25 protein-coding genes and 2 pseudogenes are annotated in these 25,716 nt (G+C 72.9%); 24 read left to right on the forward strand and 3 right to left on the reverse strand.

Annotated features, from left to right (window positions below; all coding sequences use genetic code 11):
* The first annotated feature begins 11 nt into the window (after window positions 1–11).
* The 19 genes from ACXJMZ_RS22190 (at window position 12) to ACXJMZ_RS22280 (ending at window position 16,677) form a co-directional block, all read left to right on the forward strand.
* Window positions 12–998, forward strand: coding sequence for an FKBP-type peptidyl-prolyl cis-trans isomerase (locus tag ACXJMZ_RS22190; protein ID WP_457031812.1), 987 nt, complete (start codon window positions 12–14; stop codon window positions 996–998).
* 132 nt (window positions 999–1,130) lie between these two features.
* Entirely contained in the window at window positions 1,131–2,420 is a 1,290-nt protein-coding gene (locus ACXJMZ_RS22195; protein ID WP_457031813.1) for an FKBP-type peptidyl-prolyl cis-trans isomerase, read from the forward strand.
* A gap of 58 nt (window positions 2,421–2,478) precedes the next feature.
* Window positions 2,479–2,850 carry an FKBP-type peptidyl-prolyl cis-trans isomerase gene (locus ACXJMZ_RS22200; protein ID WP_457031814.1) on the forward strand — a complete coding sequence of 124 codons (372 nt, stop codon included), beginning with the start codon at window positions 2,479–2,481 and terminating at the stop codon, window positions 2,848–2,850.
* 100 nt (window positions 2,851–2,950) lie between these two features.
* A complete protein-coding gene (locus tag ACXJMZ_RS22205) occupies window positions 2,951–3,931 on the forward strand; it encodes a helix-turn-helix transcriptional regulator (RefSeq protein ID WP_457031815.1) in 981 nt (326 codons plus the stop codon).
* Window positions 3,932–3,957: 26 nt separating this feature from the next.
* Entirely contained in the window at window positions 3,958–4,875 is a 918-nt protein-coding gene (locus tag ACXJMZ_RS22210; protein WP_057228511.1) for a helix-turn-helix transcriptional regulator, read from the forward strand.
* Between the two features lie 3 nt (window positions 4,876–4,878).
* The gene (locus ACXJMZ_RS22215) at window positions 4,879–5,109 is read left to right on the forward strand and encodes a hypothetical protein (protein WP_057228428.1); all 231 of its coding nucleotides are present in this window, start codon (window positions 4,879–4,881) and stop codon (window positions 5,107–5,109) included.
* Between the two features lie 11 nt (window positions 5,110–5,120).
* The gene (locus tag ACXJMZ_RS22220; RefSeq protein ID WP_457031816.1) at window positions 5,121–5,285 is read left to right on the forward strand and encodes a hypothetical protein; all 165 of its coding nucleotides are present in this window, start codon (window positions 5,121–5,123) and stop codon (window positions 5,283–5,285) included.
* An 84-nt stretch (window positions 5,286–5,369) separates the two neighbouring features.
* Window positions 5,370–5,609, forward strand: a complete 240-nt coding sequence (tatA, locus tag ACXJMZ_RS22225) for a Sec-independent protein translocase subunit TatA (RefSeq protein ID WP_057228426.1) — start codon at window positions 5,370–5,372, stop codon at window positions 5,607–5,609.
* 47 nt (window positions 5,610–5,656) lie between these two features.
* Entirely contained in the window at window positions 5,657–6,550 is an 894-nt protein-coding gene (gene tatC, locus ACXJMZ_RS22230; protein WP_457031897.1) for a twin-arginine translocase subunit TatC, read from the forward strand.
* Between the two features lie 112 nt (window positions 6,551–6,662).
* Window positions 6,663–7,814: an NAD(P)/FAD-dependent oxidoreductase gene (locus ACXJMZ_RS22235; protein ID WP_457031817.1), complete on the forward strand. Its 1,152-nt coding sequence runs from the start codon at window positions 6,663–6,665 to the stop codon at window positions 7,812–7,814.
* 26 nt (window positions 7,815–7,840) lie between these two features.
* Entirely contained in the window at window positions 7,841–8,155 is a 315-nt protein-coding gene (locus tag ACXJMZ_RS22240; protein ID WP_457031818.1) for a (2Fe-2S)-binding protein, read from the forward strand.
* A complete protein-coding gene (locus ACXJMZ_RS22245; RefSeq protein WP_457031819.1) occupies window positions 8,136–9,518 on the forward strand; it encodes an FAD/NAD(P)-dependent oxidoreductase in 1,383 nt (460 codons plus the stop codon). The genes ACXJMZ_RS22240 and ACXJMZ_RS22245 overlap by 20 nt, the downstream gene beginning before the upstream one ends.
* Before the next feature lie 154 nt (window positions 9,519–9,672).
* On the forward strand, window positions 9,673–10,536 hold the full coding sequence (locus tag ACXJMZ_RS22250; protein ID WP_457031898.1) for a dihydrodipicolinate synthase family protein: 864 nt from the start codon (window positions 9,673–9,675) through the stop codon (window positions 10,534–10,536).
* A 74-nt stretch (window positions 10,537–10,610) separates the two neighbouring features.
* On the forward strand, window positions 10,611–11,612 hold the full coding sequence (locus ACXJMZ_RS22255; RefSeq protein WP_457031820.1) for a proline racemase family protein: 1,002 nt from the start codon (window positions 10,611–10,613) through the stop codon (window positions 11,610–11,612).
* Between the two features lie 115 nt (window positions 11,613–11,727).
* Window positions 11,728–13,137, forward strand: a complete 1,410-nt coding sequence (locus tag ACXJMZ_RS22260; protein WP_457031899.1) for an aldehyde dehydrogenase family protein — start codon at window positions 11,728–11,730, stop codon at window positions 13,135–13,137.
* Window positions 13,134–14,165 (forward strand): proline racemase family protein, encoded by a 1,032-nt coding sequence (locus ACXJMZ_RS22265; RefSeq protein ID WP_457031821.1) that lies wholly within the window; start codon window positions 13,134–13,136, stop codon window positions 14,163–14,165. The genes ACXJMZ_RS22260 and ACXJMZ_RS22265 overlap by 4 nt, the downstream gene beginning before the upstream one ends.
* Entirely contained in the window at window positions 14,165–15,064 is a 900-nt protein-coding gene (locus ACXJMZ_RS22270; protein WP_457031822.1) for an ornithine cyclodeaminase family protein, read from the forward strand. The genes ACXJMZ_RS22265 and ACXJMZ_RS22270 overlap by 1 nt, the downstream gene beginning before the upstream one ends.
* Before the next feature lie 69 nt (window positions 15,065–15,133).
* Entirely contained in the window at window positions 15,134–15,844 is a 711-nt protein-coding gene (locus ACXJMZ_RS22275; RefSeq protein ID WP_057228410.1) for a GntR family transcriptional regulator, read from the forward strand.
* A gap of 134 nt (window positions 15,845–15,978) precedes the next feature.
* Window positions 15,979–16,677 carry a hypothetical protein gene (locus ACXJMZ_RS22280; protein WP_457031903.1) on the forward strand — a complete coding sequence of 233 codons (699 nt, stop codon included), beginning with the start codon at window positions 15,979–15,981 and terminating at the stop codon, window positions 16,675–16,677.
* A 12-nt stretch (window positions 16,678–16,689) separates the two neighbouring features.
* Here the strand turns inward: ACXJMZ_RS22280 and ACXJMZ_RS22285 are convergent.
* Window positions 16,690–17,361, reverse strand: a pseudogene (locus tag ACXJMZ_RS22285) (ABC transporter ATP-binding protein); the annotation flags it as partial.
* Window positions 17,358–18,428, reverse strand: a complete 1,071-nt coding sequence (locus ACXJMZ_RS22290) for an FtsX-like permease family protein (protein WP_457031823.1) — start codon at window positions 18,426–18,428, stop codon at window positions 17,358–17,360. The gene ACXJMZ_RS22290 and the pseudogene ACXJMZ_RS22285, both read right to left, overlap by 4 nt.
* 179 nt (window positions 18,429–18,607) lie before the next feature.
* On the opposite strand from ACXJMZ_RS22290, the gene ACXJMZ_RS22295 reads away from it, so the two are divergent.
* The 4 genes and pseudogenes from ACXJMZ_RS22295 (at window position 18,608) to ACXJMZ_RS22310 (ending at window position 22,216) form a co-directional block, all read left to right on the forward strand.
* Window positions 18,608–19,825, forward strand: a complete 1,218-nt coding sequence (locus ACXJMZ_RS22295) for a sensor histidine kinase (protein WP_457031824.1) — start codon at window positions 18,608–18,610, stop codon at window positions 19,823–19,825.
* Entirely contained in the window at window positions 19,822–20,454 is a 633-nt protein-coding gene (locus tag ACXJMZ_RS22300; RefSeq protein WP_057228404.1) for a response regulator, read from the forward strand. The genes ACXJMZ_RS22295 and ACXJMZ_RS22300 overlap by 4 nt, the downstream gene beginning before the upstream one ends.
* Window positions 20,455–20,522: 68 nt before the next feature.
* Window positions 20,523–21,206, forward strand: a complete 684-nt coding sequence (locus tag ACXJMZ_RS22305; RefSeq protein ID WP_457031825.1) for a TetR/AcrR family transcriptional regulator — start codon at window positions 20,523–20,525, stop codon at window positions 21,204–21,206.
* A gap of 14 nt (window positions 21,207–21,220) precedes the next feature.
* Window positions 21,221–22,216, forward strand: a pseudogene (locus ACXJMZ_RS22310) (nitronate monooxygenase).
* A 60-nt stretch (window positions 22,217–22,276) separates the two neighbouring features.
* Here ACXJMZ_RS22310 and ACXJMZ_RS22315 read toward each other — a convergent pair.
* A complete protein-coding gene (locus tag ACXJMZ_RS22315; RefSeq protein WP_457031826.1) occupies window positions 22,277–23,719 on the reverse strand; it encodes an aminopeptidase P family protein in 1,443 nt (480 codons plus the stop codon).
* Between the two features lie 258 nt (window positions 23,720–23,977).
* Between ACXJMZ_RS22315 and ACXJMZ_RS22320 the strand changes: the two genes are divergently transcribed.
* Window positions 23,978–25,714 carry an ABC transporter substrate-binding protein gene (locus ACXJMZ_RS22320; RefSeq protein WP_457031827.1) on the forward strand — a complete coding sequence of 579 codons (1,737 nt, stop codon included), beginning with the start codon at window positions 23,978–23,980 and terminating at the stop codon, window positions 25,712–25,714.
* Window positions 25,715–25,716 lie beyond the last annotated feature (2 nt).

The raw sequence follows: 25,716 nt of genomic DNA on the forward strand, positions 1-25,716 counted from the left end.
TTAGGAATACCGTGCGTCGTATCGCCGGTCTGCTCGCCGTCCTGCCGCTCGTCCTGCTCCCCGCGTGCAGCAGCGACGGGTCGCCCTCCTCGGGGGCGTCCACGACCTCCTCGGCCTCCGCCACGGCGGTGCCGAGCCCGGTGGCTTCGGCCTCGCCGATGCCCACCGTGGCGGGGAGCTTCGGCAGCAAGGCCACCATCACCCTCCCGGCCGACCAGCCGAGCGGCCAGTTCGTGGTGAACACGGTGACCGAGGGGGACGGCGCCACGGTCGCCAAGAACGACTGGGTGACCGTCAGCTACACCGCCAAGGACTGGACCACCGGCAAGGACCTCGCCAGCTCCTACGACGCCGGCAGCAAGCCGCAGCTCTACCAGGCGGGCAGCGGTCAGCTGGTACCCGCCTTCGACCAGAGCGTGCTGGGCAAGAAGGTCGGCAGCCGGCTGCTGGTGGTGGCCCCGCCGGCCGCCGCTTTCGGCAGCCAGGGCAACGCCGATCTCGGGGTGGGCGCGGGTGACACCGTGGTCTTCGTGCTCGACATCATCGAGAGCCTGCCGCCGGACTCCACCATCGGCGGCGCGATCACCCAGCCGCCGGCCGACATGCCGCAGGTCAAGGACAACGGCAAGGCCGCGCCGACCATCACCATCCCGGCCGGGCCGCCCGCGCCGCCGACCGACCTGAAGACCTTCGTGCTGGTGAAGGGCGACGGCAAGCCGGTGCAGTCGGGGCAGACCCTGGTGGTCCAGTACACCGGCGTGCTGTGGGCCGACGGGAAGCAGTTCGACTCCTCCTGGAGCCACGGCGGGGCGCAGGCGCTGCAGGTCGGCACCGGCAGCCTGATCAAGGGCTGGGACCAGGGCCTGGTCGGCCAGACCGTGGGCAGCCGGGTGGAGCTGGTGGTCCCGCCGTCGCTCGGCTACGGGGACAAGGCGCAGTCCTCCGTCCCGGCGAACTCGACCCTGGTCTTCGTGATCGACATCCTCGAGGCCGTCTGAGGTATTTGCGGACAGCCACCACGTCCGGCCTCTTACCGCGCCCTCACCTACACCTGACATACTGTCGCGCACTGTGGCAGGAGTCCGTCAGGACCCGGTGAGGGCGCGGCGCGGCGAGATGGATGGGGAGTCATGACTGACAAGAGTGCCGGTGGCGCGAACGACGGAGCGGTGGCCGACCCGGCGGCCGCACGGCCCGGTGGGCCACTGCCCGGAGACGGCGAGTCGATCGTCGTCCCGCCCGCCATTCTGAAGCAGCAGGCCGGCTGGGGTCAGGCCGAGGCCAGGCGGGCCGAGAGCGGCGAGAGCAAGGACGAGACTCCGCAGGTCTTCGCGTCCAACGTGCGCAAGAAGGACCTCTCGGAGGCCGGCTACGACGAGAACCCCGGCTCGGTGGGCCGGCTCGGCGTGATCCTCGGCACGGTGCTCGCGGTGCTGCTGGTCGGCAGCGGCGTGACGCTGTACGTGGTGAACAAGCCGGACAGCAAGAAGCCGGCCGCCGACGCGGCCCCGACCAGCCCGGCCACCCCGACCCAGGACCCGGTGCCGCCGATCAAGACGGACGCCAAGGTGCTGCCGACGGTCACCGGCGAGCTGGGCAAGAAGGCCGTCATCGAGCTGCCCAAGGAGGCGGCCGACGGCAACTTCGTGGTCAAGACCCTGATCGAGGGCACCGGCCCGAAGGTCGGCAAGGGCAACTGGGTCACCGCCGACTTCACCAGCAAGGACTGGACCACCGGCAAGGACCTGGCCAGCTCCTTCGACCAGAACAAGCCGCAGCTGTTCCAGGCCGGCGGCGGCAAGCTGATCCCGGCGCTGGACGACGCGGTGACCGGTCACGCGGCCGGCAGCCGGGTGCTGGTGATCGCTCCGCCGGCCGCCGCCTTCGGCCCGCAGGGCAACCCGCAGATGGGTGTCGGGGCCGCGGACAACCTGGTCTTCGTGATCGACATCAAGCAGGCCACCGCGCCGGACGCCACCGTCAGCGGTGACGTGGCCGAGCCCGCCGAGGGCATGCCCAAGGTGAAGGACAACGGCAAGAAGCCGGCCACCATCACCCCGGTGCCCGGCGTCGCGGCGCCGACCGAGCTGAAGACCTCGGTGCTGATCGCGGGCAAGGGCCGCAAGATCGAGTCCGGCGAGAAGGTCGTCGTCCAGTACACCGGCGTGCTGTACGCCGACGGAAAGCAGTTCGACTCCTCGCTGGAGCGCGGGCAGGCGTTCAGCTTCGCCACCGGTGGCGGCGGCGTCATCGAGGGCTGGGACAAGGCGGTCACCGGCCAGACCATCGGCAGCCGGATCGAGGTCGTCATCCCGCCCGCCCTCGGCTACGGCGACAAGGCCTCGGAGAAGATCCCGGCCAACTCGACGCTGGTCTTCGTGATCGACATTCTGGACGCGGGTGTCGGCGCGGCCGACTAGCACCGGGCCCGTCGCGTAACGTAGTCCCGTTACATCACCGAACGAGAAGAGCTTTGTTGTGAGCCTTGAGAAGCCGGAGATCGACTTCCCCGTCGGCGACGCGCCGACCGAGCTGCAGATCCGCGACATCATCGTGGGTGACGGTGCCGAGGCCAAGGCCGGCGCCAACGTCAAGGTCCACTACGTGGGCGTGACGTTCTCCACCGGCGAGGAGTTCGACGCCTCCTGGAACCGTGGCCAGACGTTCAGCTTCCCGCTGGGCGGCGGCCGGGTCATCAAGGGCTGGGACGAGGGCGTCCAGGGCATGAAGGTCGGCGGTCGGCGCGAGCTGATCATCCCGCCGAACAAGGCCTACGGCGCCCAGTCGCCGAGCCCGCTGATCCCGGCGAACTCGACCCTGATCTTCGTGGTCGACCTGCTCGGCGTCTGACAGTTCGTCACCCAGTGCAGAAAAACCCGCTACCGGTACGGTCGTCCGCGGATCACGATGCACCCAGCACGATGCACCCCAGTTACCGGAAAGGTCCGCGATGGCGATCGCCAAGGCAGAGCGGCTGATGAACCTCGCCCTGTGCCTGATGAACACCAGACGTCCGCTCTCCAAGAAGGAGCTCCGGGAGTCCGTCGAGGCGTACCGCGAGGCCTGGCAGCAGGGCAGCGAAGAGGCCTTCAACCGGATGTTCGAGCGCGACAAGGACGACCTGCGCGAGCTCGGCCTGGTCATCGACGTCGACGAGAACGCGCTGGACGGCGAGGTCGGCTACCTGGCCCGCCGGGACCGCAACCGGCTGCCGGAGATCGCCCTGGACGCTGAGGAGGCGGCCGCGCTGACACTGGCCGCCCGGGTCTGGCAGCAGGCCAAGATGTCCGGTGCCGCCAGCGGTGCACTGCAGAAGCTGCGGGCCGGCGGGATGCCGATAACCGAGGAGCGCGAGCACAGTGCGCTGGAGCCGCGGATCCCGGCCCGCGAGGCGGCCTTCGAGCCGCTGCTGACCGCCGCCCGGGACCGACGGCCCGTCACTTTCGAGTACCGCAAGGCCGGTGCCTCCGCCGCCGAGCAGCGCGCGGTGGAGCCGTGGGCGCTGGAGTGCTGGCGCGGCCACTGGTACCTGGCCGGCTGGGACCGGGACCGGGAGGCCGCCCGGGTGTTCCGGCTCAGCCGGATCACCGGCAAGGTGCGCTCCCGGGCCGGGCAGTTCACCGGCGCCGTCCCCGAGCACGTGGACGTCCGCGCGGTGGTGGCCCGGTTCGCCGGCGAGGGTGCGACCGCCAGCGCCACCGTCCGGCTGCGCCAGGGCGCGGGCTTCCCGCTCCGTACCAAGGCGCTCAAGGTCACCGAGCTGACCGGCGGCTGGGACGAGCTGGAGATCCCGTACGGCAACGGCCTGGCCGCCGACCTGGCCGAGTTCGGCCCGGACCTGGTGGTGCTGGGGCCCGAGGAGCTGCGGGCAGACGTCATCGACCGGCTGCGCGCGGTGGCCGGCCTCGCACCGGAGGGGCACCAGCAGTGAGCAACGCGATCGACCAGACCCGGCGGATGCTGTCGCTGGTCACCTACCTGCGCGAGCGCCCCGGCGCGGAGGTGGCCGAGGTGGCCCGGGCGTTCGGGATCACCGAGCGGGAGCTGATCAACGACCTGAACGTGCTGCCGATGTGCGGCACCAGCTTCCGCGGCGGCGACCTGCTGGACATCGACACCGACGGCGAGCGGATCTGGTGGCACAACGTCGACGACGTGGCCCAGCCGCTGCGCCTGGCCGCCGACGAGGCGACCGCGCTGCTGGTGGCCGCCCGTGCGGTGGCCGGGCTGCCGGGCCTGCGGGAGCGGGACCGGCAGGCGCTCACCAGGGCGGTGGCCAAGATCGAGGACGCGGCCGGTGACAGCGCCGAGTCCAGCGCCCGGGTCGGGGTGACCTTCGAGGCCGAGGGCCAGGTCTTCGCCGACATCGACCGCGCGCTGAGCGAGGGCCGGCTGATCTGGCTGCGCTACTGGTCGCACGGGCGCGGCGGTATGACGGAGCGTCTGGTGGACCCGATCCGGCTGGTCACCGAGGGGCACACCTACCTCGAGGGCTGGTGCCGGACCTCCGAGGACCGGCGGGTCTTCCGGCTGGACCGGGTGGCCGAGATCAAGGTGCTGGACGAGCCCGCCGCCCCGCCCCGGCTGGAGCCGCGCGACCTGTCGGCCGGGCTGGTCTCGCCGGCCGCCGACGACCCCGAGGTGGTGGTCGAGGTCGGGGCCGGCGGTCGCTGGGTGGCCGAGTACTACACCCACGACGCGGCCGAGGAACTCCCGGACGGCGGGCTGCGGATCACCCTGCGCAGCGCCGACCCGGCCGGGCTCCGGCCGCTGGCGCTGCGGCTCGGCCGGGACGGCCGGATCGTCTCGCCGGCCGAGCTGGCCGACTCGGCCCGGGCCACGGCCCTGGCCGCCCTTGAGGGGTACCGGGACTGATCCGTGGCCGAGGGCACCAGATTCAAGGTCTACTGCTCGGCCTGCCGGGCGAAGGTGGAGCTGGCGGCGGACTGCTTCCGGCTGGCGCTCGGCGCCACCCGGGAGCGCACCTTCTACAGCTTCACCTGCCCGGAGTGCGGCGCCTCGGTGCGCAAGCCCGCAGGTGAGAACATCGTGGCGGCGTTGACCAGGGCCGGGGTCAGCACCATGCGCCTGCTGCCGGTCGAAGGATAGGAGCCGACACCGTGCCGTGGACCATGACCGCCGCCGTCCTGCTGGCCACCGCCGGGCTGCTGGTCCTCGGCGCGCTGGCCTGCCGCCTCTGGCTGGACGTCAGATCGCTGGCCCGTGAGGTGGACGGCGCCTCCCGGGCGCTGGCCGACGCAGCTGCGCAGTTGAAACCTTCCTAGGGGCTCGTTCCCGCTCGGTCACCCGCAGGGGCTACCATCGCCCGGAGTGGGGGAGTGCTGCCCCTGGGAGAAAGGCGGTCGCACATGCGGATCGGCACGATTCTGATCATCGTCGTCCTGGCCCTGCTGCTGTTCGGCGCGAAGCGACTGCCCGATCTGGCCCGGTCGCTCGGGAAGTCGGCGCGCATTCTCAAGGCCGAGACCAAGGCGCTGAAGGACGAGACGGTGGCCGCCGCCAAGGAGGGCGCGGCCGACCCGATCGAGGCCCCACGGGTCATCAAGTCCGCCCCCGGCCAGACCGCACGAGTTGAGGACCGAGGTTGAGCAAGTCCGAGAAGGCCGTGAAGTCGGCCAAGGACCCCGAAGGCCGGATGGCGCTCGCCGACCACCTGCGGGAACTCCGTAACCGGCTGGTCAAGTCGCTGCTGGCGATCATCGCGATCACCATCGTCGCGTTCTTCTACCACCGGCAGATCACCGACTTCCTGATCGCGCCGCTGCCGGTCTGTGGTCCGGACGGCAAGCCGCTGCCGGGCGACATGAACTGCGCGCTGGTCTCCAACATCGGTCTGCTGAGCCCCTTCACGGTGCTGCTCAAGGTCGCCCTGACGACCGGTGTGGTGGTCTCCACCCCGGTCTGGCTCTACCAGCTGTGGAAGTTCGTCGCGCCGGGCCTGCACCAGAACGAGCGCCGGTACACGCTCTCCTTCCTGGGCCTCGGCACCCCGCTGTTCCTGGCGGGTGCCGCGCTGGCGTACGTGATCATGCCGGTGACGGCACAGATGCTGATCTCGTTGACCGCCAGCGGGGTCACCTCGATCCTGCCGGTGGAGAACTACCTCGACATCATCACCAGGATGGTGCTGGTCTTCGGGTTCGGCTTCGAGTTCCCGCTGCTGCTGGTGATGCTGAACCTGGTCGGGGTGGTCAGCGGCAAGCGACTGCTCAGCTGGTGGCGCGCAATGATCATGGCGATCACGGTCTTCGCGGCCTTCGCCACCCCGAGCGCGGACCCGCTCTCGATGCTGGGTCTGGCCGCACCGATCATCGTGCTGTACTTCATTGCGGTCGGGGTGGCCCTGCTGAACGACCGCCGCCGGGCCCGGCGCAACCCCGATGCCGGGCTGGACGAGGACGAGGCCTCGCACCTGGACCTCTCGGTGGACCAGGTCGGCTCGGTCGAGGGCATCGAGGCGTCGGCCGCCCCGGAGCTGCCGACGGCCGTTCCGGCGGCGCGCCGTGAGCAGCTGGACGACATCACCTGACAGACTGTCAGTCATCCGTAAGGCCCCGGCCTGCTGGTCCTTCCAGCGGTCGGGGCCTTTCTGTCGTGTGCACGGCCTTGGCAGCGCTACAACCATGTGACATATTACTGACGTGTCCAAGAGATCCCCCCACGATGTCCTGGTGATCGGCGCCGGTGTGGTCGGTGCCGCCTGCGCCTACTACGCGGCCCGAGCCGGCCTCGCTGTCACCGTGATCGACCGCGGCCCGGTGGCCGGCGGTACCACCGGTGCGGGCGAGGGGAACCTGCTGGTCTCCGACAAGGAGCCGGGGCCGGAGCTCGACCTGGCACTGCTCTCCACCGGCCTCTGGCAGACCATCGCCGAGCAGCTGGGCGAGCGGATCGAGTACGAGGCCAAGGGCGGCCTGGTGGTCGCCTCGGCCGAGGCCGGGATGACCGCGCTGCGGGCCTTCGCGGCCGAGCAGGCCAAGGCCGGGGTGGTCTCGACCGAGATCCCCGGCGACCGGCTGGCCGAGCTGGAGCCGCACCTGGCCCCCGGCCTGGCCGGCGGCTTCCACTACTCGCAGGACGCCCAGGTCCAGCCCGCGCTGGCAGCCGCTCACCTGCTGCGGGCTTCCGGTGCGTCGATCCGGCTCGGTGAGACCGTCACCGCGATCCGCACCGGTCCGTCCGGTGAGGTGCTCGGTGTCACCACCGACCGGGGCCGGATCGACGCCCCCGCCGTGATCAACGCGGCCGGCACCTGGGGCGGGGACCTCGCCGCGCTGGCCGGGGTGGCGCTGCCGGTGCTGCCCCGCCGGGGCTTCGTACTGGTCACCGAGCCACTGCCGAGGATCGTCCGGCACAAGGTCTACGCCGCCGACTACGTGGCCGACGTGGCGAGCGGCTCGGCCGCCCTGCAGACCTCCGCCGTGGTCGAGGGCACCCCCGCCGGACCGGTCCTGATCGGCGCCAGCCGGGAGCGGGTCGGCTTCGACCGGACCCTCTCGGTGGAGGTGCTCCAGCGGCTGGCCGCGAACGCCGCCGCACTCTTCCCGGTGCTGCGCACCGTCGCGGTCCAGCGCGCCTACCGGGGCTTCCGCCCCTACCTGCCGGACCACCTGCCCGCGATCGGCGCCGACCCCCGGGTGCCCGGCCTCTACCACGCCTGCGGCCACGAGGGCGCGGGCATTGGTCTGGCCCCCGCCACCGGTCTGCTGATCGCCCGTCAGCTCACCGGCGAACGGCCCGAGCTCGACCTCACCCCGTTCCGCGCCGACCGTTTCGACGGCGCCGCCGCGTGAACGCCGAACCCCGGAGAGGACGCACCATGCGCCGAACCCCCGCCGAACTGGTCGGCGCACGGCCCGAGCCCGGGCACACCATCGACTTCGACGGCCGTCCGATCCCGGCCCTGCCCGGCCAGAGCATCGCCGCCGCGCTGTGGGCCGAGGGCATCCTGGCCTGGCGCACCACCCGGGTGAACGGCCGCCCGCGCGGCGCCTTCTGCGGGATCGGCGCCTGCTACGACTGCCTGGCCACCGTCAACGGCCAGGCCAGTAAGCGCACCTGCCTGCTGCCCGCCGAGCCCGGCACCACCGTCACCACCCAGGAGGGCCACGGCCGTGCCGACCTCGCCGTCTGACCCCTCTGCCCCGTACGACCTCGCGGTGATCGGGGCCGGTCCGGCCGGGCTGGCCGCCGCCGTCACCGCCGCCGAGCTCGGTCTGCGCTGCGTCCTGCTGGACGCGGGCCCGCGCCCCGGCGGCCAGTACTACCGACACCCCGCGCCCGGTCTGGGCGCCGCCCACCCGGAGCGGCTGCACCACGGCTGGTCCGCCTTCACCGGGCTGACCGGCCGGCTGGCCGCCAGTACGGTCACCCACCTGACGGAGCACCACGTCTGGACCGCCGAGCAGGGCGAGGTCTGGCGCCTGCACGCCACCGTCGGCGCCGGATCCACCGGCAGCGCGGTGGTCGAGGCCAAGGCGGTCCTGCTGGCCACCGGCGCGTACGAGCGTCAACTGCCCTTCCCCGGCTGGACGCTGCCCGGGGTGGTCACCGCGGGTGGCGCCCAGGCGATGCTCAAGGCCGGCCTGGTGCTGCCCGGCCGCCGGATCGTGGTCGCGGGCAGCGGCCCGCTGCTGCTGGCCGCCGCCTCCTCGCTGGTCTCCGCCGGGGCGAGTGTCCCCGCGGTGGTCGAGGCGGGCAACTACCTCGGCTACGCCCGGGGGCTCGGTACGCTCGCGGCCAACCCCGCGAAGCTGGTCGAGGGCGCCGGGCACGGCGCGCGGCTGCTGCGCGGCAAGGTCCGGCTGCGGCGCTCCAGCGCGGTGGTCGAGGCGCACGGCACCGACCGGGTGACCGGAGTGACGGTGGCCCGGCTGGACGCCGAGTGGCGCCCGGTGCCCGGCACCGAGCGCCGGATCGACTGCGACGCGCTCGCGGTCGGCCACGGGCTGCTGCCGCAAATCGAACTGGCCACCGAGCTGGGCGCGGAGACCGTGCTGACGGCCGACCGGACGGTCGCGCTCAAGGTCGACGACGGGCTGCGCACCAGCCTGCCGGGCCTCTGGGCGGCGGGGGAGACCTGCGGTGTCGGCGGGGCCGACCTGGCGATCGCCGAGGGCGAGCTGGCGGCCCGGGTGATCGCCGGCGCCCCGGTGCCTGCCGCGCTGCGCCGCCGCCGGGACCGGCGCCGGGCCTTCGCGGGGCTGATGGCCGCCGCGCACCGCCCGGGCCCGGGCTGGACGGACTGGCTCCGTCCCGACACCGACGTCTGCCGCTGCGAGGAAGTCCCGGTCGCCGCCGTCCGGGAGGCCGTCGAGGAGCTCGGCGCGACCGACCCACGGACCGTCAAACTCCTCACCCGAGCCGGGATGGGCTGGTGCCAGGGCCGGATGTGCGGCCCCGCCGTCGCCTGCCTGTCCGGCAGCACCGAACTGCGCCCGGACTCCCGGCCGCTCTCCTGTCCCGTCCCGCTGGCCCAGTTGGCCGACGGTTCGTAGTGCCTCGCGAGAGGCATTCCCCCGGGGGCGCGGCCCGTCCGCCGTGCCCCCTTGTGTCCGCTCTTCCCATCTAATAAAATGTCACACCTCACCATTTCAAGGAGTAGTCCACGTGTCCGCAACGCACGAGCCCACCCGTCCCTGGCGCGGCATCATGGTCGCCACCACGCTCCCGCTGCGCGCCGACCTCTCCGTCGACTACGACGCGTACGGCGAGCACGTCCAGTGGCTGATCGCGAACGGCTGCGACGGCGTCGTCCCCAACGGCTCGCTCGGCGAGTACCAGACCCTCACCGCCGAGGAGCGGGCCAAGGTCGTCACCACGGCGGTCGAGGCCGCCGGTGACGGCTCGCGGGTGATGCCCGGCGTCGCCGCCTACGGCAGCGCCGAGTCCCGCCGCTGGGCCGAGCAGGCCGCCGAGGCCGGGGCAGGCTCGGTCCTGCTGCTCCCGCCGAACGCCTACCGCGCCGACCACGCCGCCGTCCGCGCCCACTACGCCGAGGTGGCGCAGGCCGGTCTGCCGATCGTCGCCTACAACAACCCGATCGACACCAAGGTCGACCTGGTCCCCGAGCTGCTCGCCCAGCTGCACACCGACGGTTCGATCGTGGCCGTCAAGGAGTTCAGCGGCGACGTCCGCCGGGCCTACCAGATCGCCGAGCTGGCGCCCGACCTCGACCTGCTGATCGGCGCCGACGACGTGCTGCTCGAGCTGGCGCTCGGCGGTGCGGTGGGCTGGATCGCCGGGTACCCGAACGCGCTGCCGCAGGCCAGTGCCAAGCTGTTCCGGGCCGCCGTCGCCGGTGACCTGGAGACCGCGGTGCCGCTGTACCGCTCGCTGCACTCGCTGCTGCGCTGGGACTCCAAGACCGAGTTCGTCCAGGCCATCAAGCTGTCGATGGACATCGCAGGCCGCCCCGGCGGTCCGGTCCGTCCGCCGCGCTTCCCGCTCACCCCGGAGATCGAGGCGGCCGTCCGTGCCGCGACCGAGAAGGCCCTCGCCGACGGTCTGGTCTGACCGTACGTCAACCGAGGAAATGCCAGTGGCCGGCTGCGGGGGCAGCCGGCCCTCCCACCGAGGGGACCGAATCCATGCGCAGCCGTCACGTCTTCCACGCCGTCGACTCGCACACCGAGGGCATGCCGACCCGAGTGATCACCGGCGGCTTCGGTGTCATCCCGGGCGCCACCATGGCCGAGCGCCGGGTGCACTTCCAGGAGCACCTGGACCACTTCCGCACCCTGCTGATGTACGAGCCGCGCGGCCACGCGGCGATGAGCGGCGCGATCCTCCAGCCGCCGACCCGTCCTGACGCCGACTTCGGCGTGCTCTACATCGAGGTCTCCGGCCTGCTGCCGATGTGCGGCCACGGCACCATCGGGGTCGCCACCGTGCTGGTGGAGACCGGCATGGTCGACGTGGTGGAGCCGGTCACCACGGTCCGGCTCGACACCCCCGCCGGACTGGTGATCGCCGACGTGCACGTCCAGGACGGCGCGGCCAAGGCCGTGACGATCCGTAACGTGCCCTCGTACTCGGTCGCCCTCGACCAGAAGATCGAGGTCCCGGGCTACGGCACGGTCGGCTACGACCTGGCGTACGGCGGCAACTTCTACGCGATCCTGCCGCTGGCCGAGTTCGGTATCCCGTTCGAGCGGGAGCGCAAGCAGGAGATCCTGGACGCCGGGCTCGCCCTGATGGACGCCATCAACGCGGCCGACCGCCCGGTCCACCCGGAGAACCCGTCCATCCACAGCTGCCACCACGTGCAGCTGCTCGCCCCCGGCTCGACCGCCGCCCACTCCCGGCACGCGATGGCCATCCACCCCGGCTGGTTCGACCGCTCCCCGTGCGGCACCGGCACCTCGGCACGGATGGCCCAGCTGCACGCCCGCGGCGAACTCCCGCTGCACCAGGACTTCCAGAACGACTCCTTCATCGGCACCTCGTTCACCGGCCGCCTGGTCGAGGAGACCACGGTGGCCGGCCTGCCCGCCGTGGTCCCCACCGTCACCGGCCGCGCCTGGATCACCGGCACGGCGCAGTACTTCCTCGACCCGACCGACCCGTTCCCCGCAGGCTTCCTGCTCTGAACGAGTTGCACTATCCAGGGGCTCGGGGCTCTGCTGACGTGCGGCTCCGCCGCGTGGGCGACGCCGACCTTCGCAGTGACCCCGGCGCCAGATCTCCTCGCAGTTCCCCGAGCCCCTGGCGTGTGCCAACTGGGCGTCCGCTGAAAGGTTTTCCGTGATCAGCTCGTACAACCCCGCCAACCCGAGCGACCTCGTGATCGAGGTCGAAGCCGCCGGAGGCCCGGGCACGACCCAAGCCGTCGCCCAGGCCCGCGCCGCCCAGTCCGGCTGGCTGGCCCTCGGTGCGGGTGGCCGCTCCGCCGCCCTGGGCCGCGCCGCCGACGCCGTCGAGGCGAACGCCGCCGAGCTGGCCGCGCTGATCGTCCGTGAGGTCGGCAAGCCGCTCGCCGAGGCCCGCGGCGAGGTGGCCCGTACGGTGGCGATCTGGCGCTACTACGCGCAGGCGCCCTACGCCGCGTCAGGTGCCGTGCACGAGCCCGCCGCCGGCGAGGGCCTGCTGCTGACCCGCCGTCGCCCGTACGGTGTGGCCGGGCTGATCACCCCGTGGAACTTCCCGCTCGCCATCCCGACCTGGAAGGCCGCCCCGGCCCTCGCGGTCGGCAACACCGTCGTCCTCAAGCCCGCCCCCGAGGGCACCGCGTGTGCCCTGCGGCTGGCCGAACTCGCGGGCCTGCCCGAGGGCGTGCTGACCGTCGTCCCGGGTGGAGCCGAGGAGGGCGCGGCGCTGGTCGCCGCCTCCGACGTGGTCTCGTTCACCGGCTCCACCGCCGTCGGCCGGGCCGTGGTCGCCGCGACCACCGAGCGCGGCATCCCGGTGCAGGCCGAGATGGGCGGCCTGAACGCCGCGATCGTGCTGCCGGACGCCGACATCGCCCAGGCCGCCGCCCACCTGGCCGCCGCGATCGCCGGGTACGCGGGGCAGAAGTGCACCGCCACCAGCCGGGTGATCGCCGTCGGCGACGCGTACGAGCCGCTGGCCGCCGCGCTCGGCAAGGCGCTGGCCGCGATCGCCGAGCCGGGCGCGCTGACCGAGGTCTGCGGCCCGGTGATCAACAAGCCCGCGCTGGAGCGCCTGACCGAGGCCGTGGACAGCGCCGTCGCCGCCGGGGCCACCGCGCTCGCGGGCGGCAGCCGGATCGAGCGCGACGGCTGGTTCATCGAGCCGACCCTGCTCGAGGAGGTCCCGGCCGAACACCCGCTGCGGACCGAGGAGTTCTTCGGCCCGGTGGCCGTGCTGCTGCGCGCCGCCGACCTGGACGAGGCGATCGCGGTCGCCAACGACACCCGGCACAGCCTCTCCACCTCGGTGCACACCCGGGACCTGGACACCGCGCTGGCCGCCGCCGACCGCCTCGACGCGGGCATGGTCCGGGTCAACGCGCCGTCCAGCGGCGTGGACTTCCACGTCCCGTTCAGCGGTGCCAAGGGTGCCGGCTACGGCCCGCGCGAGCAGGGCCAGGCCGTGCTCGACTTCTACACCGCCGAGCGCACCGTGACCCTGCTGCCCGCCGGTTCGCCGCGATGAGCGCGCTGACGCCGGTCCACACGGTCGACTACCACACCGCCGGTGAGCCGTTCCGGATCGTCACCGCCGGGCTGCCGCCGATCCCCGGCGACACCGTCGCCGAGCGCCGCGCCATCGCGCTCGGTGCCGGTGGCACGGCGACCGACCCGCGCCCCAGCGCGCTGGACGACATCCGCCGGCTGCTCACCCGCGAGCCGCGCGGGCACGCCGGGATGTACGGCGGGTTCGTGGTCCCGGCCGACGACAGCGAGGCCCACCTCGGGGTGCTGTTCTGGCACAAGGACGGCTACTCCACCGCCTGTGGCCACGGCACCATCGCGCTCGGCGCCTGGGCGGTCGACTCCGGTCTGGTGGCCGCCCCGGCGGACGGCACCGTCCGGGTCCGGATCGACGTACCGTCAGGCCGGGTGAGCGCCGCCGTGCACCGCACCGACGGCCGGACCACCGGGGTCACCTTCCGGAACGTGCCCACCGCCGTCACCGCCCAGAAGCTGGCCGTGCCCACCTCGCGCGGGACGGTCGCGGTCGGCCTGGCGCACTCCGGCGCCTGCTACGCCTCGGTCCGGGCGGCCGACCTCGGGCTGACCGTCGACACCGCCTCGCTGCCCGAACTCACCGCACTGGGCCGGGAGATCAGGGCCGCACTGGCCGACGAGCCCGCCACCAGGCACCCCTCGGACCCGCTGCTCTCCGGGGTCTACGGCGTGATCCTGTACGAGGAGCTGCCGGACACCCCGTCAGGCCCCAACCAGCGCAACGTCACCGTCTTCGCGGACGGCCAGATCGACCGCTCGCCGTGCGGCTCCGGCAGCTCGGCCCGACTCGCCCTGCTGGCCGCCGAGGGCCGTCTGACGACGGGTGAGGAACTGCGGCACGAGTCGATCATCGGTAGCGTGTTCACCGGGCGGCTCGCCGCGGAGCACCGCGACGGATGGATCACCGAGGTCACCGGCACCGCCCACCGCACCGGCGAGCACCGCTTCCTGCTCGACCCGGCCGACTCTCTCGGGACGGGGTTCCTGCTCTGATGGCCATCGCTCAGCTCCCGCTCACCCTCACCCCCGGCCAGGCCGTCGACGCGCTGGCCGCCGTACTGCTCAAGGGTCTCGACCCGGAGGAGTGCCCGGCCCGCAGCAACATCCCCGTCCCGGCGGGCGAGTTGCTGCTGATGCCGGCCGCCGACACCGCGTACGCGGGGGTGAAGATCGCGGGCGTGGTCCCGGCCAACGCGGCCCGGGGCCTGCCCCGGATCACCGGCAGCTACCTGCTGCTGGACGGGCCGACCCTGCAGCCGCTCGCGCTGCTCGACGGCATCGCGCTCACCTCGCTGCGCACCCCGGCCGTCACCGCGCTCGCGCTGCGCCTGCTGGCCGCGCCGGACGCCTCGCACCTGGTGCTGTTCGGCTCCGGGCCGCAGGCGTACGCGCACCTGGACGCGCTGCTGGCGATCCGGCCGCTGACCCGGGTCACCGTGGTCGGCCGATCGGTCGAGCCGGTGGTCGCCCTGGTGACGTACGCCCAGGGGCTCGGCCTCGACGCGGTGGCGGGCGACGCCGGGGCGGTGGCCGAGGCCGATCTGGTGGTCTGCTGCACCACGGCGCGGGAGCCGCTGTTCGACGGTGCGCTGGTGCCGGACCACGCTGCGGTGGCGGCGGTGGGCTCGCACGAACCGACGGCCCGCGAGGTCGACACGGTGCTGGTCGAGCGGGCGGCGCTGTACGTGGAGGCGCGCTCGGTGGCGCTCCGGGAGGCAGGCGACCTGCTGATTCCTGGTGTGGCCGGATCCAGGCTTGCTAACCTGTCAGAATTGGTCAACGGCAAGGCAGTTGTACCCACGGATCGTCCGCGGTTCTTCAAGAGCGTCGGGATGGCCTGGCAGGACCTCGCGGTGGCGGCGGCACAGTACGAGGTCGGTATTTCTGCCTGAATTGTTTTACAAATCAACGTAACGTGACATTGTACAATGGTGTCCTGCTTAGCCACCCGGAGGAACACCATGGCGGACCTCAAGCCCCGCGCCCTCATCTCCGTCCAGGAGCGCCTGCGCGACCAGGTCGCCCACGCCCTTCGGGCTGCCCTGATCTCCGGCGAACTCCGCCCGGGCGTCGTCTACTCGGCGCCCGCGCTGGCCGCCGACTTCGGTGTCTCCGCCACCCCCGTCCGGGAGGCGATGCTCGACCTGGCCCGCGAGGGCCTGGTCGAGGCGGTCCGTAACAAGGGCTTCCGGGTCACCGAGCTGACCGAGCGCGACCTCGACGACTACACCGAGATCCGCGCCCTGATCGAGGTCCCCACCATCGGCCGGGTCACCCGCACCGCCGACCGGGACCAGCTCGAAGCGCTCCGCCCCGAGGCGCACGCCATCGTCGCGGCCGCCCGCAAGCACGACCTGATCGGCTACCTGGAGGCGGACCGCCAGTTCCACCTCTCGCTGCTCGGCCTGGCGGGGAACGCCCGGCTGGTCGACGTGGTCGGTGACCTCCGCAAGCGGTCCCGCCTCTACGGCCTCAACCGCCTGGACCAGCGCGGCGAGCTGGTCTCCTCCGCCGAGGAGCACCTCACCCTGCTCGACCTGATGATCGCGGGCAACGCCGAGGCCGCCGAGACCTGCATGGCCGAACACCTCGGCCACGTCCGCTCGCTCTGGGCGGCCGGCGTGGAGGCCGCAGCGGCCGAGCAGCCGGCGCTGCGCCTCGGCGCGCGCTGACCGCTCCACCCTGACGGGCCGTCGGACCGCACTGCGGGCCGGCGGCCCGTCGGCGTGCAACCGGCGCGGGCGCCGCCGCGTCTGCGCAGACGAGCACCGGTTGGATCACCCGACCGGGCCCATGGGGGGAACTGATGAGCGAGACCAACGACCGCAGACCCGGGCACACCCTGGAGCCCTGTCCGAGCTGTGGCCTGGCGGACCAGGTCAAGGGCGTCCCGGCCGTCTACCTGGCCGGACGGGACCGCATCCTGGTGCCCGGCCGGGACAGCGAAGGCCGTTCGACCACCGTCACCAGGACGGTGACCACGGGGGTCTCGGACGCGCTCTCGCCGGTGCCGCAGAGCCTGACGGTGGGATCGGCGGTGAAGACCGCGGGGATCGGATTCCTCGGAGGGTTCGCCGTGTTGGTCGCCATCGGCACGTTCCTCGGTGGCGCACTCGCCGGGCACTGGTTCTCCGCCGACCCCGCCCCGGACGACCGGTTCGGGGTTTCGGCCTATGGCAGCTGGTCGAGCTCCGTTGCTCCGTCGCCGCCGCACCTCCCCGACCTGGCCTTCCTCGGCTGGATCTCGGGCTTCGCCCTGCTCGCGGCGGTGCTCTTGTTCACCACGGTCGTCCGTCGCGGCGCGGCGACCCGTACCCGGCTGGCCGGCCGCCCGGCTGCCGAGGAGCTCTGGGCCACCGCCTGGTACTGCGCCCGCTGCGGTACCGCCCACTTCCCGCCCACCCCGACCGACCCTGCCTACTCCCTCACCCTCCAGGAGTTCCGCCGCCGCATCTGGCAGGCCGGCGGCTACGGCGACCTCGCGGACCGCCACCCGGTGTCCTGAGCCGGTCCTGCCCGTTCGGGAGAATCGCCCCGCCCTCAGCAGGTCGCGGTCGTGGGTGACCGTCACCGTGGCGGTGCGGTGCTCGCGGGTGATGGTGGCGAGCAGGTCGACGATCTGGGCGCCGCGTTCGTGGTCCAGGGCCGAGGTGGGCTCGTCGACCAGCAGGACGGAGGGATCGCCGAAGAGGGCGCGGGCGATGTTGACCCGCTGGCGCTCGCCGCCGGAGAGCTGGTGCGGGCGGCGGCGCTGCTTGGAGGCGTCCAGGCCGACCGAGGCGAGCAGCGCCTCGGCCCGCTCGCGGGCGGCCCGGGGCTTGCCGCCACGGACCGACTCCAGGACCAGCAGCTGCTCCACCGCCGTCAGCGAGGCGAGCAGGTTGGACTGCTGGAAGACGATGCCGAGCCGCTCCCGGCGCAGCGCCGAGCGGGCCTTCTCGCCCAGTGCGCCGACCTCCTGACCGTCGATCAGCACCGAGCCGCTGTCCGGGCGGAGCAGGGTCGCGGCCACCGCCAGCAGCGAGGACTTGCCGGAGCCGGAGGGCCCGGCCACCGCCGTGAACTCACCGGGCGCGACCGAGAGCGAGACCTGGTCGAGGGCGGTCAGCCGGGCTTCGCCGTCGGGGTAGGTGAGGGTGACGTCGCGCAGGGCGAGGCCGGTACGGGTGGACTGGACGGTGGTGGTCATCGGTTGGCTCCAAGCGCGGCCAGCGGGTCGACGGAGGTGATGCGGCGGACGGCGAGCGCGGCGCCGAGCAGGCCGAGCAGGACCATCACCGCGACCGGGATGCCCACACTCGCCGGGCTGACGTCGAACGGGACGCTGGCGGCGGCCAGCAGCCCGCCCACCCCGCCGATCGCGCCGCCCAGCAGCGCACCGCCGAGCAGCACGGCGGCGGCCTGCGCCAGCGCGTCCCGGACCAGGTAGCCACTGCTCGCGCCGACCGCCTTGAGCACCGCGATGTCGGGCTTGCGCTGGACCGTCCAGACCGTGAAGAAGGCCCCGACCACCAGCGCGCTGACCGCGAACAGGAAGCCCTGGATCATCTGCAGGCTGCCCTGCTCGGCGGAGTACCCGTTGATCCCGGCCAGCGAGTCGCCGAGCGAGACGGTGTCGGTGCCCTGCGCCGCGTCCAGCGCGCCGAGGTCCGCACCCGAGGTGGTCAGGGCGAGGGCGGTCGGCTGGGTCTGGCTGCTGACCTGCTCCCAGGTGGCGACCGTGGTCCACACCGTGGGGGCGTGACTGTAGGAGCGCTCGGCGGTCAGGCCGGAGACGGTGACCGTGCGCGGGCCGACCTTGACCTGCTCACCGACCGTCAGGTGGTACTCGGCGGCGGTGTCGGCACCGACCGCGATCTGACCGTCCGTCGGGGCGGTGCCGGACTCCAGCGGGGGCAGCAGCCCGGCCGGGGCCCCGACCACGCTGACCGAGGCGGCCGTGTCGCTGGCGGTCAGCCGGGTCATCGAGATGCCCAGCGGCTGTACCGACTCGACGCCCGGGGCGGCGGCGAAGGCCGCGGCCTGGTCGGACGACACGGTGCTGCTGCTGAACGAGACCGTCGGCGTGGCCCCGGCGGGGGCGCCGAAGACGATCTGGTCGGCCGGCAGGTCGGCGATGGTGGAGGAGGCGGCGGAGGCGAGCCCGCCGGTCAGCCCGTAGAGGAAGACGACCAGGGTGGTTATCAAGGTGACCACCGCCCCCATCAGGGCGAACCGCCCCTTGGCGAAGCGGATGTCACGGAGTGCGACGAACACGGTGGCCTTCCCGGTACGGAGATTTTCTGAGACTCCTCCACCCTGTCGGCGCGCGGCCCCGATTCCATCAGGGAGAGGAGGGGGGCTCCACTCGTGCGGGGGATGCAGCCAGGAATACATCGAACGGTTGATGCCGTGGCGGCCGGGCCGGGGCCCCGCACCCCGTACTCTCGGAAGGCGTGACCAGTACCGAACCGCCCGGCCACTCCGGGAACACGCCCGCGCTGCGGCTGATGAACCTCGCCCTGCACGGCCTTTTCGTGGCCCTGCTGGTGGTGCTGGTCGCCCGGGGCGTGGCCGACGGCGGGCTCGGGCCGGCGGCGCTGCTCACCGCGATACTGCTTGCGGCGGTCTATCTGAGCGGCGGCGCTCTCGCGCCGGTGCGCACCACCCGGCTGTGGGCGGGGCTCTGGTTCGGCGCGGTGCTGCTGCTCTGGATCGGTCTGACGCTCCGGCACCCCGAGTTCTGTTATCTGGCCTTCCCGCTGTACTTCGTCTGTCTGCACCTGCTGCCGGTGCGCTGGGGCGTGGCCGCCGTGGGTGCGCTGACCGTGGTGGTGGTGGCCGCGCAGGCGGGCACCACGGGCGGGCTGACCACCGCGAAGGTGCTCGGTCCGGTGGCGGGCGCGGTGGTCGCGCTGCTCACCGCGTACGGCTACGCGGCGCTGTACCGGGAGAGCCGGGAGCGTCAGCGGCTGATCGACGACCTGGTCCGGGCCAGGGACGAGCTGGCCGCCACCCAGCGCGAGGCGGGCCGGCTGGCGGAGCGTCAGCGGCTGGCCCGGGAGATCCACGACACCCTGGCGCAGGGGCTGTCCAGCATCGTGCTGCTGGCCCGCTCGGCGGAGTCGGCGCTGCCGGCCGACCCGGGCGCGGCCCGGGAGCGGATCGCCGAGGTCGGGCGGACGGCCTCGGCCAATCTCGCGGAGGCCCGCCGGTTCGTGCACGCGCTCACCCCGCCCGCGCTGGACGGGGTGACGCTGACCGAGGCGCTGCGGCGGCTGGCCGATACCCAGAGCGTGGTGTTCCACCTGGACGGCGAGCCGTACCCGCTGCCGGTGGAGGCGGAGGTCGCGCTGCTCCGGCTGACCCAGGAGGCGCTGGCCAACGCGGCCCGGCACGCCCGGGCCGAGGCGGTGGCCGTGACACTGACCTACCTGGACGACGAGGTGACCCTGGACGTCTTCGACGACGGGGTGGGCTTCGACCCGCTCGCGCTGCCCTCGGGTGAGGGCCGGCGGTTCGGCCTGCACGGGATGCGCGAGCGGATCGCGGCACTGGGCGGCCGACTGACGGTGGAGTCGGCGCCGGGCGAGGGGACGGTGGTGGCGGTCTCGCTGCCGCTGCGGACGATCGAGACGGCCGAGGCCGTGCTGACGGAGGCTGGTGCGCAGTGATCCGGGTGCTGTTGGTGGACGACCACCCGGTGGTGCGGCGCGGGCTGCGCGCGATGGTGGACGACCTGCCCGAGCTGGAGGCGGTGGGCGAGGCGGCCGACGGTGCGGAGGCGCTGCGGGTGCTGGCGGAGCTGGCGCAGCGCCCCGACGTGGTGCTGATGGACCTTCAGATGGGCGCCGGGATGCACGGGGTGGAGGCCACCCGGCGGATTACCGCGCTGCCCGATCCGCCCGCCGTGCTGATCCTCACCACCTACAGCACCGACGCCGACATCCTGGCGGCGGTCGAGGCGGGTGCGACGGGCTATCTGCTCAAGGACGCCCCGCCGGAGGAGGTGGCGGCGGCGGTCCGGGCCGCCGCCCGGGGCGAGACGGTGCTGGCGCCGCCGGTCGCGGCCCGGCTGCTCGGGCGGGTGCGGGCCGGGCGGCCGACGCTGTCGCCGCGCGAGGCGGAGATCCTCCAGCTGCTGGCGCTCGGGCTGGCCAACAAGCAGATCTCCAAGCGGCTGTTCATCAGCGAGGCGACGGTCAAGACCCACCTGGTGCACATCTACGACAAGCTCGGCGTCGACAGCCGGACGGCCGCGATCGCCTCGGGCCTGACCAGCGGGCTGATCCGGCCGGCCTGAGGCAGCGAGCCTGAGCCGGAGAGCCTGAGGACGGCCGCCGCGGGAACGTGCTGTGCGATGATCACGAGGTGTCAGGTACCGCGTTCCCGAGGCCCCGGGTGGGGCGGCCGCGTGCCGCCGGGCCGTCGAACAGCGAACTGTCCGGCCGGGAGCAGGTGTTGGCGGCCGCCGCCGCGCTGTTCACCCGGAACGGGTACGCCGCGACCACCACCAGAGCGGTGGCCGAGCTGGCGGGGCTGCGGCAGGCGTCGATGTACCACTACTTCGCCCGCAAGGAGGACCTGCTCGCCACGCTGCTGGAGAGCACGGTCGAACCCTCGCTCGCCTTAGGCCGGACGCTGCTCGCCGACCCCGGGCTCGACCCGGCCGCCGCGCTCTGGCGGCTGGCCAGGTACGACTCCGAGCTGCTGTTCGGCGGGCTCTACAACCTCGGTGCGCTCTACCAGCTGCCCGAGGTGCGGGGCGACCGGTTCCTGGACTTCCGCCGGACCAGGGCGGAGCTGCGGGCCGTCTACGGCGAGCTGCTGGCCCGGCTGGGCCAGGCCGCCGACCTGCCGTCGGACCGGGAGCTGCGGACCGACCTGCTGCTCGGCCTGGTCGAGGGCGGGGTGGCCGTGGCCAGGGAGCACCCGGCCCGCACCGCCGCCGAGGTGGCCCCCGCGATCGCCGACGCGGCCCTCCGGCTGGCGGGCTGCACCGCCGGACGGATCGCGCTGGCCCGCACCGCCGACCGCACCGGAGGGTCCCGATGAAGCTGCCCGTGATCATGGCCGCGCCGATGGCCGGCGGCGCCACCACCCCCGAGCTGGTGGCGGCGGTGAACGAGGGCGGCGGGCTCGGTCTGCTGCCTGCGGGCTATCTGGGTGCGGCCGCGCTGGCCGCCGTGATCGGTGCGACCGGGAAGCTGACGGACCGTCCGTTCGGGGTGAACCTCTTCGTCCCGGAGGCGCCCGCCGATCCGGCGGCGGTGGCCGCCTACCGGGAGCTGCTGCGGCCCGAGGCCGTCCGGCACGGCGTCGAGCTGCCCGAGCGGATCGGCCCGGACCGGGACGACTGGGAGGCCAAGCTGGAGCTGCTGCTCGCCGATCCGGTGCCGGTGCTCTCGTACACCTTCGGGCTGCCCTCGGCCGCCGAGGCCGCCGCGCTCCGCGCGGTGGGCAGCTACCAGATCGGCACCGTCACCACCCCGGCGGAGGCCAGGGCCGCCACGCTGCTCGGCCTGGACGCGCTCTGTGTGCAGGGCCCGGAGGCCGGCGGCCACCGGGGCACCCACCGTTAGTCGGCGGTGCCGTCCACCAGCCCGCTGCCCGAACTGCTGGCCGCCGTACGGGCGGTGACCGCGCTGCCGCTGATCGCCGCGGGCGGGCTGACGGACGGTGCCGGGATCGCCGCAGCCCTGCGCGCGGGCGCGAGCGCGGCCCAGCTCGGCACGGCGTACCTGCGCACCGACGAGTCCGGAGCCGACCCCCACCACCAGGACGCCCTGCTCACCCACCGGGACGGCACCACCGTGACCCGGGCCTTCACCGGCCGCCCGGCCCGGGGTCTGCGCAACGCCTTCATCGACCGGTACGAGCCGTACGCTCCGGTCGGCTATCCCGAGGTGCACCACCTCACCAGGCCGCTGCGCGCCGCCGCCACCCGCCGGGGTGACCTGACGGCGATGCACCTCTGGGCCGGTACCGGCCACCGCCGGGCCCGTACCGGCCCGGCCGCCGGGCTGACCGCCGAACTGCTCGCCGAGGCCGCCGCCGCGCGGTAGCACCCGTCGTCACCCGGGGCGGGGACGGGCCCGACCGGCCCGCCCCCGCCTGACGGGTGGTCAGCCGAGCAGGTTGCCCATCCACTCCTCGATGCCCGCGACGGTGCGGGGGAGCGCGCCGGACATCAGGCGGGCGCCGTCGGCGGTGATCACCAGGTCGTCCTCGACCCGGGCGCCGATGCCGCGGAGTTCGGCGGGAAGGGTCTCGTCGTCGGGCTGGAGGTAGAGGCCGGGCTCCACGGTGAGCACCTGGCCCTCCTCCAGGATGCCGTCGAGGTAGGTCTCGGCGCGGGCCTTGGCACAGTCGTGCACGTCGAGGCCGAGCATGTGGCCGCTGGAGCAGAGGGTGTAGCGGCGGAACAGGCCGCTGTCCTCCTGGAGGGCCTCCTCGGCGGAGATCTTGAGCACGCCCCAGTCGGCCAGGCCCTCGGCGATCACCCGCATGCCGGCCCGGTGGAAGTCCCGGAAGCTGGCACCGGGGCGCAGGGTGGCGATGCCCGCCTCCTGGGCGGCCAGGACGAGTTCGTAGACCTGGCGCTGGACGGGGGAGAAGGTGCCGCTGAGCGGGATGGTGCGGGTGATGTCCGCGGTGTAGAGCGAGTCGACCTCCACGCCCGCGTCCAGCAGCAGCAGCTTCGAGGGGTCCAGCGCGCCGTCGTTGCGGATCCAGTGCAGCACGCAGGCATGCGCGCCGGAGGCGACGATGGTCTCGTAGCCGGTGCCGTTGCCCTCGGCGCGGGCCCGCAGGTTGAAGGTGCCCTCCAGCCAGCGCTCGCCCCGGCCGTGCCGGAAGGCGGCGGGCAGCGCGCGGATCACGTCCTCGAAGCCGGCGGTGGTGGCGTCGACGGAGAGCTGGAGCTGCTCGACCTCCCAGGCGTCCTTGACCAGCCGCAGCTCGGAGAGGGTGGTGCCGAGCGCGGTGTCGACGGCGGTGGGCAGCAGCGCCTCCAGCACCGGGTCGGACCCGCCGAGCAGCCGGGTGACGGGCTGACTGCCGGTCAGCAGCTTCTCCAGGTCGTCCAGGTGGGCGGTGCGGATGCCGGTGAGCTGCTCGGCCTCGGCCAGGTCGGGACGGCGGCCGACCCAGAACTCGCCGTAGCGGCGGTCGCGGAAGAACTCGGAGCCGTACTGGCTGCCGCCGCCGCGCGGCGAGCGCGGGCGCAGGTAGAGCACCGGCTCGCCGTTCGGCTCGACCACCAGCACGTGGCCGACCTGCTCCTCGCCGGTCAGACCGGTGAGCCAGGCGTACGCGCTGTGCGGGCGGAACCGGTAGTCGCAGTCGTGGCTGCGCACCTTGAGCTGCCCGGCCGGGACGATCAGCCGCTCGCCGGGGAAGGCGGCGGCGAGCCGGGCCCGGCGGCCGGGCATCGCGGCGTAGCCGGGCACCCGGTCGCTCGCGGGCAGCGAGGTGGGGGCCCAGCCGGTGCCCATGAAGGCGTCAAGGGCTGCGGAGACGGGCAGGTCGTGGCTGCCGGTGTTCAGCGGGCGGGGGGCGGTGGTCACGTCTGCGACTCCTTCGGCGGGGCGGTCTGTCCGGATTCAGTGGTGTTGATGTCATTGCGTGGGGCGGGAGTTGAGGCGGCAACCGGACACAGCTCGGTAACGAGCCGCCCGATCCCTTGCCAGTGCAATTTCACATTACTATGTTACGGGTCACACCTTGGAGCGGCTAGACCCCAGCGGTCGCCCTCTCGGTGGCCCCGGATCAGCCCCGGGGCGAACCAAGGCCGCAACTGTGGCCTCCCACTGCGGAGTTGCACTATGACCAGGCGTACCCATGCCGCCCTTGCAGCGGCGATCGCGGCAGCACTCACCCTCGGCCTCGGGGCCTGTTCCAGCACCGGCGGAAACAGCGACGACACCAACCAGGGCGGTGTCACCACCGAGGGCAACGGCATCATCGGCGGGACGCCCGTCAAGGGTGGCACCCTGACCCTGCTGTCGAACACCGACTTCGACCAGCTGGACCCGACCCGTAACTGGACCATGCCGGTGATGGACTTCGGTGTCCGCACCCTCTACCGCACCCTGACCACCTTCAAGGCGGCCCCGGGTGCCGAGGGTCTGAAGATCGAGCCCGACCTGGCCACCGACCTCGGTCAGGTGACCGACGGCGGCAAGACCTGGACCTTCAAGCTGAAGGACGGTCTGAAGTACGAGGACGGCACGCCGATCGTCTCCGACGACATCAAGTACAACGTCGAGCGGTCCTACTCGCCCGAGCTGCCCGGTGGCCCGGACTACGCCCGGACCTACCTGGTCGCCCCGGCCGACTACAAGGGTCCGCTGGCCGGCCAGCGCCTGGGCAAGGAGTCGATCGAGGTCCCGGACGAGAAGACCATCGTCTTCCACCTCCAGCGCCCGGTCGCCGAGTTCGGCTACACCGTCACGCTGCCGACCTTCGCCCCGGTCCCGAAGGCGAAGGAGACCGGTGCCAACTACAGCAACCACCCGGTCTCCTCGGGCCCGTACAAGATCGAGTCGTACGACCGCGGCAAGCGCATGGTGCTGGTCCGCAACACGTACTGGGACCAGAAGACCGACACGGTCCGCAAGGCCTACCCGGACAAGATCGTGGTGGACCAGACCCTCAAGGGCACCGGTGTGGCCGAGCGGCTGATCGCCGACCAGGGCGAGGACCAGAGCGCGCTCTCCTACGTCGACCTGGTGCCCTCCAAGATCAGTGAGGTGCTCACCAACCCGGAGGTCAAGAAGCGGCTGATCTCCGAGAACGCGGGCTGCACCACCAAGCTCGACATGAACAACACCAAGGCGCCGTTCGACAACGCCAAGGTCCGCCTCGCGATGCAGTACGCGGTGGACAAGGAGGCCTTCGCGGCCGCGCTCGGCGGCCCGGCGTTCACCGACGTGGCCACCACCTACCTGCCGCCGGTGCTCACCCAGGGTGCGCCGATCGACCACTTCCTGATCAAGCCGGGCGGCGACCCGGCGAAGGCCAAGGCGCTGCTGGCCGAGGCCGGTTTCGCGAACGGCTTCGCCACCGAGCTGATCACCTCCACCGGTGGCAAGCAGCAGGCGGAGGCCGTCCAGGCCGCGCTGAAGAAGGTCGGCGTCGAGATCACCATCACCACGGTCGACCCGACCGCGGTCAGCTCGATCACCGGTGACAAGACCAAGCAGCCCGGCCTGTCGATCGGCGGCTGGTGCCCCGACTACCCGTCGGCCGCCACCTTCCTGCCGATGATCTTCGATGGCCGCGCCATCAAGGACAAGGGTAACTACGGCAACGTCACCCGGTTCAACGACCCGGAGACCATCGCCGAGCTGGACCGGATCGCCGCGATGAGCGACGTCCAGGCCGCCAACAAGGCGTGGCTCGAGCTGGACGCCAAGATCATGGACAAGTCGCCGGCCGTGCCGCTGGTCTGGGCCAAGAAGCCGCTGCTGGTCGGCTCCAACATCGCCGGCGCCTTCGCCCACCCCGTGTGGGCCGGCCAGGTGGACTACGCCGTCATCGGCCTGAAGACCGCGAAGTAGTC

Source organism: Kitasatospora sp. P5_F3 (genome assembly GCF_054049135.1).

Coding starts and splice junctions, on each gene's coding strand:
- ACXJMZ_RS22195 (WP_457031813.1), top strand. CDS start 1,131: ATGACTGACAAGAGTGCCGGTGGCGCGAACGACGGAGCGGTGGCCGAC.
- ACXJMZ_RS22280 (WP_457031903.1), top strand. CDS start 15,979: ATGAGCGAGACCAACGACCGCAGACCCGGGCACACCCTGGAGCCCTGT.
- tatC (WP_457031897.1), top strand. CDS start 5,657: ATGGCGCTCGCCGACCACCTGCGGGAACTCCGTAACCGGCTGGTCAAG.
- ACXJMZ_RS22270 (WP_457031822.1), top strand. CDS start 14,165: ATGGCCATCGCTCAGCTCCCGCTCACCCTCACCCCCGGCCAGGCCGTC.
- tatA (WP_057228426.1), top strand. CDS start 5,370: ATGCGGATCGGCACGATTCTGATCATCGTCGTCCTGGCCCTGCTGCTG.
- ACXJMZ_RS22255 (WP_457031820.1), top strand. CDS start 10,611: ATGCGCAGCCGTCACGTCTTCCACGCCGTCGACTCGCACACCGAGGGC.
- ACXJMZ_RS22320 (WP_457031827.1), top strand. CDS start 23,978: ATGACCAGGCGTACCCATGCCGCCCTTGCAGCGGCGATCGCGGCAGCA.
- ACXJMZ_RS22210 (WP_057228511.1), top strand. CDS start 3,958: ATGCTGTCGCTGGTCACCTACCTGCGCGAGCGCCCCGGCGCGGAGGTG.
- ACXJMZ_RS22265 (WP_457031821.1), top strand. CDS start 13,134: ATGAGCGCGCTGACGCCGGTCCACACGGTCGACTACCACACCGCCGGT.
- ACXJMZ_RS22240 (WP_457031818.1), top strand. CDS start 7,841: ATGCGCCGAACCCCCGCCGAACTGGTCGGCGCACGGCCCGAGCCCGGG.
- ACXJMZ_RS22275 (WP_057228410.1), top strand. CDS start 15,134: ATGGCGGACCTCAAGCCCCGCGCCCTCATCTCCGTCCAGGAGCGCCTG.
- ACXJMZ_RS22250 (WP_457031898.1), top strand. CDS start 9,673: ATGGTCGCCACCACGCTCCCGCTGCGCGCCGACCTCTCCGTCGACTAC.
- ACXJMZ_RS22205 (WP_457031815.1), top strand. CDS start 2,951: ATGGCGATCGCCAAGGCAGAGCGGCTGATGAACCTCGCCCTGTGCCTG.